The organism is Paenibacillus sp. J22R98 (assembly GCF_059383835.1).
Window position 1 is genome coordinate 345,706 of the sequence record NZ_JBXENW010000008.1, and the last position, 12,160, is coordinate 357,865.

Below are 12,160 nucleotides of genomic sequence, written 5' to 3' on the forward strand. Positions count from 1 at the left end.
TCTCTCGTTTATTTAAAAGGTTATCGACAATCCGCCGTCAACCGGAATGACCGCACCGCATATGTAAGAGGCATCCTCCGATGCCAGAAAAGCGATGACGCCGGCCACTTCCTCCGGCTGGCCCTGCCGCCGCTGGGCGATTTTGCCGCGGGCGACGTAAATATCTTGGAACCAGTCCGTCTCATGTTCCTTCACGCCATCCACCACCGACATCGGCGTCTCGATAAAACCGAGCGCGACCGAGTTCACGCGAATACCAACGTCGATTAGCTCCAGTGCCGTATTGCGCGTCAACTGGTCCATCGCGCCTTTCGCCGCATTGTAGCTCGATGATTCATCCAGCGCGCGGCTGCCGTTAATCGAGGATACATTGATGATCGAGCCACGAATGCCCTTGGCCGTCATCATGCGCGCAGCGGCTTGTGTGCAGTGGAAGGTACCGTTTACGATAATATCGAAAACCTTGCGCCAATCCTTCATCTCTGCGCCGAGGAACCGCATAGGCTCGAACGTCGCCGCATTGTTCACCAGAATATCCAGTTGCCCGTAGATGCGCTCTACTTGCGCGAACATCGCGACAACCGCGGCTTCATCCGATACATCGCATGCGATGAATCTAGCTTGATAGCCTTGCTCAATCAGCTTCGCAGCAGCATGCTCTCCGACATCCGAGCGGCGTCCCGTAATGACGACCGTCGCGCCTTCCGAGGCCAAGCGGCACGCCGTTGCGTAGCCGACACCTGTTGCGCCGCCTGTAATCAGCGCCACCTTGCCGTCAAACCTGCCCGCTTTCGCCATGTGAGATGAATCCTCCTATTTGACGCGATATTTTTCCACGACTGCTTCATCAACCGTAACGCCAAGACCCGGGCGATCCGGTACATACACGTAGCCGTCCTTGAACGTAATCGCCTCCGAAACCAAGTCGCGCGCAAGCGGCGAGGTGGAAGCGGTATGCTCGATCATGAATCCGTTCGGAATCGCCGCAGCAAAATGCGTGCTAGCCGCAACCAGAATCCCCGTCTTAAACGCATGCGGTACAACAAGCTTATGACGCTCATGCGCCATGTACGCGATACGCTTACCTTCGGTCAATCCGCCGCAGCGGCCCAAATCCGGCTGGACAATATCATGTCCGCCGTCTTCAATTAACCGGCGGAACGCAGTCACGCCGCTTTCCTGCTCACCGCCCGCTATGCGCAGCGTCGTCCGTCTGGACAGCTCCCGATAGCCAACCAAATCCTCCGGATGAAGCGGCTCCTCAAGCCAGAATACGCCGTACTTCTCATACACTTCCGCCATGCGGAGCGCGCCTTTCAGATCCCAAGCCAGACCGCCGTCGATCATCACATCCATGTCTTCGCCAACGGTTTCGCGGATCGCGCGAATTTGCTGCTCATCGAATTTCGGATCGCGGCCGATCGGCCCCCAGCCGAACTTCATTGCCTTGTAGCCTTCCGATGCGAACTGCCCTGCCAGGCGAACCGCCTCTTCAATCGTGTCCGGCATAAGCGAGCTTGCATAGGCTTTCAGCTTGGAACGGTACGTACCCCCGAGCATCTCGGACACCGGACGGCCAGCTTTCTTGCCGGCAATATCCCACAGCGCCATATCGATGCCGCTCATCGCATGCATGACGGGACCGCCGCGGCCGAAGTAAATCGTACCCCGGTACATTTTGTCCCACAGACGGTCGATTTCAAGCGGATTTTCTCCTATAAGAAGCGAACGAAGTCCCGTAGCAATCGAATGGGAAGGCGGCGCATCAATGGCAGCCTTCGCCACGAGCGGAACAGAGTCAACCTCACCATAGCCGGTAATGCCTTCATCCGTATGAATGCGGATCATAAGCGTATCCTGCGTGCCATCGCAGCGCTCAGCATCCAAATCCGGAATACGCAGATAAATCGATTCCACTTCTGTAATTCTCATTGCCGGTTCCCCCTGCTCGCGTAGTGTCTTCATGCCGTAAAATGTTCATCGTATTCATAATTGCCAACCTGCAAATAGCGGCATTATAACTGCATTAATCAACCAAATAGTATAGCGCTTACATTGGAATAAGCTTATTGTAGTGCCGGGCTCGAATTATTGTCAACAATATTTACCCTGATTGTATATTGTAGATTGTTAACAAAATACAAACAAAGTGCTTTTTTTCGGCTTTCAACGTATACTAGGATTTATCGATTACATAGGCACCATCATGCGAGTCTTACACTTACAAGGGAGCAATTCTGATATGGCTGAATTCACGTTCAAGCAGCAAGCCAATACGTCACTTCGCGAGAAAGTGACGCATGATTTACGAGAAGCGATACTTAACGGTCATCTGCAGCCTGGTGCTCGCATTAAAGAGATGGAGATTGCCGAGCAAATGGGTGTCAGCCGCGGCCCTATTCGCGAAGCGATCCGCCAGCTCGAACGCGAAGGTCTGCTCCTCTCCGTTCCTTATAAAGAAACCGTCGTCGCGGATTTGGATGCCGATGAAGTCCAGAACATTCTTATGCCGATCCGCTTCCATATCGAATGGTTCGTCGTGAAGCGCTACCTAGACAAGCTGGACGACCACTTCTTCAGCAAGCAGCAAGGCATCATTGATGAGATGAGAGAAGCGGTAGCGAGCGGAGCGAAGAGCCGTCTCGTTGATCTCGATATTCTTTTTCACCAATCCATTCTGGAGATGGCAACCGAGCGGACGGTTATGCTCACCTGGCAAAGCATCGTCAATCAGATCCGCCTCCATTTCTCCAAAAACCTTCCGTTCTACGACCTGGACCACATGGAGAAGGATCATCAGGATCTGCTCGATGCGTTTCAAACCAAGGATTTGGAGCTTATTCAGCAAGCGATTCTTAATCATCTCCACAGCGACGACAATCTTCTTTGCTTTACCAAATAACGATGATACTCATCAAACGAGGCCGCTAGGGTCTCTTTTTTTGTGTTCTTCCTCATGCTCTAACAGAACTAACAAAAAACTAATCCTTTTCCCCCGCCTTTTCATAAAATTATTTAATAGTTTAGGTGGATAATGATTTAGGCAGCAGCTACGCCCTTTAATGAACCACAGCTTCCATAAAATGAGACGATAGAAAGTTGGTCCTATTCATGAAACGCACTTTATTCTCACTAACGCTTCGAAACAAGCTAATTCTGGCCTTCACGGCAATCCTGCTTATCCCGAGCCTGGCTATTGGCTGGTTCTCGTACGGGACGGCCAAGGATCAAATTGAAGAGCGCATGAACGCCACCGTTAACGAAAATGTTCGGGTGCTGGATCAAATGCTTACCGGCTATGTCGAGCCGATTCGCAGAGACGTTGATTTCCTCTCGCAAAGTCTATCCGCGGCTGCTCCCGCTGACCTGTTAGGCAAACTGGAGAAATTCGGCGATCTTCATCCGGAGATTGACAATACGTTTGTCGGCACCGCAACCGGAGAAATGCTGCTCACGCCTAAGCAGGAGCTGCCGAAGGATTTTGACCCGCGGATACGCCCTTGGTATGAGCAAGCGATGAAACAGAACGGTCAAATTATCGTTACAGCCCCTTATGTCAACGCAACGGACGGTAAAATCGTGGTCACCATTGCCAAATCCGCACCGGATCATTCGTACGTTATCGGTGTTGACCTTAATCTGGGCGCGCTATCCAAACAGATTCAAATGGTGAAGATCGGCAAAGACGGTTATGTCACGATCTCCGGTGCTGACAAAACCTACTTGATTCACCCGAAGGCGCAGCCCGGTACTCCCGTGCCTACAGCAATTGCAACACCGATGTATAGTGCTGATTCCGCCGTCTTCACCTACGAAGAGAAGGGTCAGACAATGAAGGAATCCGTCATTACGAACACGATGACAGGCTGGAAGCTTGCAGGCACGTTCAGTGTGGACGAGATCAATGAGGATGCGGCAGCGATTCTATATCAAACCATTCTTGTTATTGTGATCTGCATGGTTGTCGGCGCAGCACTCATCTATCTCATCATTCGTTCCATCGTCGCTCCGATTCGCAGACTGATTACCGTTTCCAAACAAATCAGCAGCGGTGATCTAACAGTCGTTATCGATACATCGCGAGGCAACAATGACGAAATTTCGCAGCTAGGCACAAGCTTCAACGATATGATTCATTCCCTGAAGACATTGTTGACCGAGGTGAACGAAACCTCTCATCAGCTCGCCGCTTCCTCCGAGCAGCTGTCCGCCAGCTCCGATCAAACATCGGTCGCTACGCAGTTTATCGCAGAGAATATTCAACTGATGGCGATCGGAGCCGAGAAGCAAGTAAACAGCGTCAAAATCGGCTCCTCCTCGGTCGATGAGATGTCTAAGGGTGTGGAGGAAATCGCGTCCAATGCACAGCAAGTCACGGAGGTGGCGGTTCAAACCTCCCATATCTCGGCTGAAGGAAACGAAGCGATTCAAACTGCGGTCGCGCAAATGCAGTCCATCGAGCGTACGTTTGAGCATTTGTCCCAAGTCATTACCCATTTATCCGAGCAATCGGTAGAAATCAGCCAAATGGTCGGTATGATTCAAGAGATATCGAGCCAAACCAACCTGCTGTCCTTGAACGCTTCTATTGAAGCGGCTAGGGCCGGCGAGCATGGAAGAGGTTTTGCCGTGGTCGCTCAAGAGGTGAAGAAGCTGGCCGAGCAAACCGCCCTTTCCTCCAAAGGCGTTATCGAGGTTGTCCAATCCATGCAGAGCAGTACGCATATGGCCGTTGAATCTATGCAGGCCACATCGGTTGAAGTAACAGAGGGAATTGCCGTTATCAGCCGTGCAGGTGTTTTGTTTAAACAAATTAAAGGCTCCGTACTCGAAGTGGAATCGCAGATAAAAGAGGTCACCTATGTCTCTCAGCAGATTTCAAGCGATGGTAGAGAAACCGTCGCCGCGATCGGGGTCATCTCCGAGGTTGTGGAGGAGAACGCAATGGCTACGCAAAATGTATCCGCCGCCGCGCAGCAGCAGCTGGCATCCATGGAAGAGATCGCCGCATCGGCAGCTTTCCTGACGAAGATGGCCGAGGATTTGCAGGAGCGTGTAGACCGGTTTAAATTGTAAATGTACAAAGTGGCAGCAGCTCTTAGGCTCATCGCGAGATGGCTTAAGGCTGCTGCCACTTTTGTTGTTGGGGATGTTAGCCGCGCAGGTTCCGAAATTGCTCCGGCATTTCGCCGCCATGTAGATCCCCTGGTGCGCTTCTTTCGCATATTCCGCCAATTTCACTCTCATGTAGATCCCCTAGTGCGCTTCATGAGCACGTTTCGAAGAATCGAGTAAGGAGTAGCTTCCAGAGCTACACTTTCACCGAAATTCGGCTAAATCGAGCAAAGTGTAGCTCTCTGAGCAACACTTTCACCGAAATTTGACTGAATGGAGCAAAGTGTAGCTCCTTGAGCAACACTTTCACGAAACTAGTTACTTTGTAGATCCCCTCGTACCCTTCTTTCACTGAGAGCTCAACTCTCCCACCACCACAAAAATAAAAAGCCCCACTAAAGAACGATAACCGTTCCTCAGTGGGGCTTTGCAATTTAAGGCATTCCGATCCGCATCGGCAGGCGCGGGAGATGCTCGGTCCGTTTGGCGTAGTCGCCGCAGATGGAGTCGACCTGCTCCAGATGAGTGCGCCGTTCCTCTGTGGCGCTGCTTAGCATCGCTTGACCATAATAGTGGTCGCGGCGGAAATGGGCATGCATCAGGATGTAGCTGCGCAGCTCATCAAGGTCTTCGTCCTTAAAACGCTGGCACAAATTCAAAGTGAACATTCTGCGCTGTGAGCTTCCTCCGAAGGAAGCATGAAATAGATTGTGGTCGAACACCAGCACATCGCCTGGCACGACATCGAGTACTTGTGCAGGCAGGTCTGCACCATGGATGCCAAGCTGCCCGATGGACCGGCAAATTTTTGCCGCATCCTGTCCGTACTGGTCATCCAACCGATGCGTACCCGGCATCACACGAAGCGCTCCGTTTGATCCATCCAGCTCATCCAGGTACAGCGCTATCTTAATATGCCGCCGTGCCCGATTCTCTCCATCCCGATGCCAAGGGGTGTCGCCGGTGTAATAGTTCCCGTCACTGCCCATGTAATTGAAATCTTCGCCGAGCAGCGATTTCGCGATTCCGGCAATTCGCGGATCATCGACCAACGAGCACAGCCGCTCGCGCTGATCGACGAACGGCACGATCATCGTTCGCTTGGAGCCGTCATGCTTCTCCTCCAGCATTGGAAAAACCGCTTCAAATTCCTCCGTGATCCAACTGTTCTCAGCCTTCAAGAGTCCGGCAAACTTAATAAAGCCAAAGGTGTCAAAGAACGCAAGCTGCTCATCCGTCAACTTCATCATTCATGCTCCTCCCATTGTCTTTCGTGCACAACACTCTATCTTGAGTTACAGAACTGTCACCGCTACTGTTTTTGCCATTGCTACTGTTTCTGCCGCTGCTACTGTCATTACTTTGCTACTTGTCCTGAACGCTTGCAATTGCCGCTACTAAACGCTCAATTCAGCAAGCAGCTCCCTCAACCCGACCTCCGGTGAGGCAACCGGGAAGTATTCCAGACCCATGTAGCCCTCATAGCCAGCCGCATCCAGTGCTTCAAAAATCCGCCCATAATGCAGCTCCCCCGAGCTCAGCTCGTGGCGACCCGGATTTCCAGCTGCATGGAAGTGGCCAATCAGCTCCAAATTCGGAAGGATGTTTGCAAGCAGGTTGCCCTCCGTAATTTGCTGATGATAGATGTCAAAGACCAGCTTCACGTTCGGACTTCCGACCTGACGCAGAATATGAAAAGCTTCTTCCGATGAAGATAAATAATAGCCTTTATGATCAACAAGCGTGTTTAGCGGTTCGAGCACAATGGTGATACCGGCTGCCTCAACCAGCGGCGCGCTCGCGCGAAGTCCGTCAATAATGGATTGCTGCTGCACCTCCCGCGGTACATCGGCAAGTTCCTGCCCAACCGTCAAAATCAATGTACGGCAGTTAAGCTGCTTGGCAGTGGCAATCGTCTCTCGCAGTCCATCCAGATAAGCCTCTCGCAATGATTCATCGACCAAATTCGCCGCTTTCACGCACATGGAAGCAATCGTCATGTTGTAATCGCTTGCAAATTGTGCAAGACGTTCCACGTCCTTATCCCACCACGACCAGAACTCAACGGTGTCATACCCAATGGCGCGAACTTCCTCCAGACTGGCGAAGAAATCCTTCCCATGATACAGAGCATCCAAACATACGGACAGTTTCATTACAGCATCCCCTTAGAACCTGATTTGACGCTACTCGAGTCGATTATAGGGCTGCAAGTGCCCGGCTGTAAAGAAGATATTGGAAAAGGGCTGAGCACCGGATTTAATCCGAATGCCCAGCCCTTAAAGTAAACAAATTTTACACTTCCACCTGAAAAGCTGCCTTCAATGTCTGAATCCCTTTGCTCGCTACCTCAAGAGCCGTAAGATCCCCGAAGTCCTCGATGAACAATTCCACCGATAAATAACCGCGATAGCCGGAAGCATACAACACTTCGGCAATCTCTTTCAAAGGCGCAACGCCTTCACCCGGGAATACCCGCTCTGCATCTGTAATGACTTCTCTCGAAGGTGACGCCGGGTAGTCATTGGCATGCACGATGCCGATCTGACTGCCCTTCAGCTGCTTCAAGTCCTCTACGCTACTTCCGCCAGTGTACATATGGAACGGGTCAAGCAATACTTGTGCTTGCTCGACGCCGGAAGCCAGAACGACTTCTTTCGCTTCGTTAACGGTCGAAAGCTTGCTCGCTTTCCCCCAGAACTCCAAATAGACATCAATGCCGATCTCGCGGCCAAGCGCCGTCAGTTCCGCATAATACTGTCCCATTTCGCTGAGCGAAACATTAGCCACATCGCCAAAAGGAGGCGCAGCCGCAGCGCGGCAGCCAAGCTCAGCCAGCATGCGCAGCTCACGCTCCGCTTGGGCAAAAGCTTCTGCACGTACAGAAGCATCCACATCCGCCCACTTAAAGAAAGCAATCGCGTTCGCGAACACAACCTTGTTGAGGCTCAAACACTCTCTGATTTGCTCGGCAGTTCCGCCGCCTGCCAGGAATGCTTCAATATCCGAAACCCATAGCTCAATACCTTCATATCCCGCTTCGGCAGCAACCGTGATCTGCTCCAGCACATTCAGCTTAAAAGGAAATAATGTCGAAGCGTTCAATGACGCTTGGAATGGAAACATATCTTCGTTCCTCCTATTTTGCAGAAGCACGTCAGCCTACAGCTTAACCGGCAGCGTTCTGCCTTCCTCGCTGCTTTGGAGCGCCAGCTCGATCAATCGGATCGCATTTCTCGCTTCTTCCGGCTTCACATTCAGTTCTGCTTGTCCAATGATATGCTTGTAAATATTGTCATAATAACCTGTGTAAGACGAGTGAAACGTTTCAACAACGCCTTCAAAATGCATGCTTCCGATCGAAGAATTGAGCTTTCCCCAATTTTCGCGCGGTTCCATACCGAATCCGTGATCGCCCGGCATCGCTCCGCCAATAAGCGCAGCTTCCTGCGGATCCGTTCCGTATTTGACGAAAGAGCCTCCCGTGCCATGCAATACATAACGCGGACTGGCTTCACGTACAAATTTCGAGGACTTCACTCGCACTCTCCGCTGATCGCCATAGAACAGCGTCACATCAAAGAAATCATGTGCCTCCGCACCTTCGCGCTGCACCCGAACATCGCCGTTGATGGCATCCGGTATGCCGAAGAGCGTGATTGCTTGGTCGAACAAATGAACGCCCAGATCGTAGAACACGCCGGTACCCGGTTGTGCTCCTTCGCGCCAATTCGTTGATTGCATGACCGGATCGAAACCGTCCCATGAGAAGGTGCAATCTCTCACCTCGCCGATCATACCTTGACGAAGCAGCTCCTTAATCGTTAAGTAATCGCCGTCATATCTGCGGTTATGGTAGACACTGAGCACTTTGCCTTGCTTTTTCGCCAGGGCAATAAGCTCGTCCGCTTCTGCAGAAGTCGGTGTGAACGGCTTCTCGACGACCACATGTTTGCCGGCGAGCAGCGCGTCTTTCACGAACGCGTAGTGATCCGTGCTTGGCGTCGTAACGATAATAAGGTCGATGCTCGGATCCTCGTACAAATGACGGACATCGTTTACGACATTGACCCCGGGATATTTCTCCTTGGAATGGGCGGACCTGCGCTCAACAACAGCAGCCAGCTCCAGCCCTTCAACAGCATCTACAAATGGCGCATGAAAAATTCTGCCGGCAAAACCGTAACCGATCAGTCCAACTCGGATTTTTTCGCTCATGATTTTAAGACCCCCATCTTATATCCTATGTGCTATGCGTCTAGTTGATTGTATTTCAAGCCAAGCGGCAGTGGAGCCGGAACTTCGCATGGTGCTGTAACAGCAATATGTTTGCCGCTCTCAGCGCTATCGAGTATGCCAATCGTAATATCAAGAACATGACGGGACAGCTCTCCGCTAGCGCGGTGCGGTCTGCCGGATTGAATCGCATACGCCATATCGGCTACGCCGATGCCGCGGCTGTTCTTCGAGAAACCGTGGGAATACGGGAACTCTTTCACCGTACCGTTCGACTGCTGCAGCGTGATCGCTCCGTCAAACATGTTGGGATCATTGACTACTAGGTTGCCTTCTGTGCCGTAAATCTCGAGACGCGGCGTGTAGCCGAAGCTCTCTTTGCCGACTTGCAGCGTTGCGGATACACCGTTATCAAACTCCAGCAAAGCCGAAACATGCATAGGCGCCGTAACAGGCACCGTCTCGCCAAAACGAGGCGATTTCGGATTCGTCACTGTGAACTCGCGATTCACATTGCCTACGGAGCCCGACACTTTACGAACCGGACCTAGCAAATTAACGAATGCCGTCAGGTAGTAAGGCGCCATATCGAAAAGCGGATCCCAGCCGGTTTGCAGGAAGTTTTGGAATTGCGGATGCATCGCATCGTAAGCGTTGCCCATAATAATCAAACCGCTTGCCGCATACGGTGTACCGATCCAGCCATCTTCAATCAGCTTGCGAGCGGTTTGAAGGCCTGCACCCAGGAATGTATCCGGCGCGATGCCGACACGGAGACCTTTTTCACGGGCTAAGTCTAGAACGCGGTCTGCATCTTCACGTGTTAGCGCGAACGGCTTTTCCGCATAGACATGTTTGCCGGCATGAAGGATTTGCAAGTTTACTTCAGTATGAACAGTCGGGGAAGTTAAGTTAATGACGATTTCGACCTCGGGCATTGCCAGCAGTTCTTCAACCGAGCAGGCCTTAGGAATGCCGAACTCCTCTGCACGCTTTTGCGCAGCTTCTACAAACAGATCCGCGATGGCTACGACTTCAAGCACACCGCTGAAGCTGCCCGTGCAGTTCTCCAGATAAATGCCGCTGATTGCGCCGCAGCCAATAATACCTACTTTCGTTTTACGCATACGTCCACCTTTCCTGATACATGACGATTTGGTTTATTAGAATAAACTTGCTACCGTTGAACTTCTCTCTATAATGCCGTAACTCCTGCTTTCTTTCCAGTCTAAAATTTAGGCGATTGACGTTCGCGTTTATTTTCCCGGTTCTACTATGGTAAAGTTTGAATTAGCAATGTAAAGAACAATTCGGAAAAATCGCATCTGGCGGAATGAACGCCTACGGGAGGCAGAACGATGATTGAACGTATTTTTCAGCTGCAATGCGAAGATGGTACCGTTCGTCATGCTTGTGAATGGATGCCCGAGAATCGGCAGCACGTTCGAGCCGTTGTATGTCTCATCCACGGAATGGGTGAGCATATCGGTCGTTACCAGCATGTTGCTGAAATGTTTACGGCAGCCGGGTACGCGGTCTTCGGCTTCGATCAGGTAGGGCATGGGAAGAACGAAGGCAAACGTGGGCACACATCATCTTATGATGCACTGCTTCGCGGCGTTGATTCCATGCTTATAGCTGCAAAAGAGAGCTTCCAGGCAACGCCGGTATTCCTATACGGACATAGCATGGGCGGCAATGTTACGCTGAACTACGTACTCCGGCGGAAACCGGATGTTAACGGCGTTATCGTCACCGGACCATGGCTAATGCTCGCCTTCAACCCGCCCCCGCTCCAAGTAGTGATCGCGCGGATCGTGAATCGATTATTCCCGTCCTATTCTAACAATAGACCTTTGAACGGCGACCATTTGACTTCTGATCCGATCATGATCAAACGGTATCAAGAGGATCCGCTTGGCCATGGCTCCATCACGGCGCGTTTCTTCCTCAGCGTGCAAAGTGCCGGGGTCTGGGCTTTAAAACATGCTGCCGAGTGGAGATTGCCGCTGCTGCTCATGCATGGTGGGAGCGATAAAGTAACCTCCATCAAAGCTAGTCGGCAGTTCGCCGACTTAGCCGGTGCTCCATGCACCTTCATCGAGTGGCCCAGCCTCAAGCACGAGCTTCACAACGAGCTCGATCGCGAGGACGTATTCGACACGGTGAAGGAATGGCTGGCGAAGCAGCTGGGGGAGTAGAGTAGCTCGCTTGGCGTGTTGGAGCGAGCGGCGTGGCGCTAACCGCGGCTGGCGTGGGCGGTTCGGAGCTGAGAGTCGGGTTTTGGGACTCTCAGCTCCTTTTTTGGGGCGGTTTCGCCGGTGAGAGTCGTGTTTTGCGACTCTCAGCTTCTTTTTAAGGGCGGTTTCGCCGGTGAGAGTCGTGTTTTGCGACTCTCAGCTTCTTTTTAAGGGCGGTTTCGCCGGTGAGAGTCGTGTTTTGCGACTCTCGGCTTCACTATCGGCGGTGGATTTCATGCGCGGAGGTTACTTTTTCTACAGTCGAATGCACTTTAAGCGGAATAGCCGCTTATGCCGATGGAGATCATCCGCAGGATGCTACTTTTCTTCGGTTGCCTGCACTTTAAGAGGAATAACCGCTAAAAGTGCCTCCATTGGGCCGTTTCTTCCACTGTTAGCGGATATGCCGCTTATGACGGTGGAAATCATGCGAGAAGGGTTACTTTTCCGCTACTGCGGGCACTTTAAGCGGAATAGCCGCTAAGAGTGCCGCTTTGGGGTCATTTCTTCCACTGTTAGCGGATATTCCGCTTATGGCGGTGGAAATCATGCGAGAAAGGTTACTTTTT

10 protein-coding genes are annotated in these 12,160 nt (G+C 51.8%); 3 read left to right on the forward strand and 7 right to left on the reverse strand.

From position 1 onward, the window contains the following. Positions 1-12: 12 nt before the first annotated feature. Positions 13-798 (reverse strand): SDR family NAD(P)-dependent oxidoreductase, encoded by a 786-nt coding sequence (locus AC50Y3_RS22545; RefSeq protein ID WP_494820968.1) that lies wholly within the window; start codon positions 796-798, stop codon positions 13-15. Between the two features lie 15 nt (positions 799-813). Further along, positions 814-1,932 (reverse strand): mandelate racemase/muconate lactonizing enzyme family protein, encoded by a 1,119-nt coding sequence (locus AC50Y3_RS22550; RefSeq protein ID WP_494820969.1) that lies wholly within the window; start codon positions 1,930-1,932, stop codon positions 814-816. Positions 1,933-2,242: 310 nt separating this feature from the next. Between AC50Y3_RS22550 and AC50Y3_RS22555 the strand changes: the two genes are divergently transcribed. Both AC50Y3_RS22555 and AC50Y3_RS22560 read left to right on the forward strand, forming a co-directional pair. Beyond that, complete coding sequence (locus AC50Y3_RS22555) at positions 2,243-2,902, forward strand: GntR family transcriptional regulator (protein WP_494820970.1); 660 nt, start codon at positions 2,243-2,245, stop codon at positions 2,900-2,902. 209 nt (positions 2,903-3,111) lie between these two features. Then, complete coding sequence (locus AC50Y3_RS22560) at positions 3,112-5,076, forward strand: methyl-accepting chemotaxis protein (protein ID WP_494820971.1); 1,965 nt, start codon at positions 3,112-3,114, stop codon at positions 5,074-5,076. 473 nt (positions 5,077-5,549) lie between these two features. On the opposite strand, the gene AC50Y3_RS22565 is transcribed toward AC50Y3_RS22560, so the two are convergent. From AC50Y3_RS22565 to AC50Y3_RS22585, 5 genes are all read right to left on the reverse strand, one after another. After that, the gene (locus AC50Y3_RS22565) at positions 5,550-6,365 is read right to left on the reverse strand and encodes a phytanoyl-CoA dioxygenase family protein (protein ID WP_494820972.1); all 816 of its coding nucleotides are present in this window, start codon (positions 6,363-6,365) and stop codon (positions 5,550-5,552) included. Positions 6,366-6,512: 147 nt separating this feature from the next. After that, a complete protein-coding gene (locus AC50Y3_RS22570; protein ID WP_494820973.1) occupies positions 6,513-7,271 on the reverse strand; it encodes a hydroxypyruvate isomerase family protein in 759 nt (252 codons plus the stop codon). A 139-nt stretch (positions 7,272-7,410) separates the two neighbouring features. Next, positions 7,411-8,241, reverse strand: a complete 831-nt coding sequence (locus AC50Y3_RS22575) for a sugar phosphate isomerase/epimerase family protein (RefSeq protein WP_494820974.1) — start codon at positions 8,239-8,241, stop codon at positions 7,411-7,413. Between the two features lie 36 nt (positions 8,242-8,277). Next, positions 8,278-9,333 (reverse strand): oxidoreductase, encoded by a 1,056-nt coding sequence (locus AC50Y3_RS22580; protein ID WP_494820975.1) that lies wholly within the window; start codon positions 9,331-9,333, stop codon positions 8,278-8,280. Between the two features lie 32 nt (positions 9,334-9,365). Beyond that, positions 9,366-10,478, reverse strand: a complete 1,113-nt coding sequence (locus AC50Y3_RS22585) for a Gfo/Idh/MocA family protein (protein WP_494820976.1) — start codon at positions 10,476-10,478, stop codon at positions 9,366-9,368. Between the two features lie 231 nt (positions 10,479-10,709). Between AC50Y3_RS22585 and AC50Y3_RS22590 the strand changes: the two genes are divergently transcribed. After that, a complete protein-coding gene (locus AC50Y3_RS22590) occupies positions 10,710-11,552 on the forward strand; it encodes an alpha/beta hydrolase (protein WP_494820977.1) in 843 nt (280 codons plus the stop codon). The last annotated feature ends 608 nt before the right edge of the window (positions 11,553-12,160 follow it).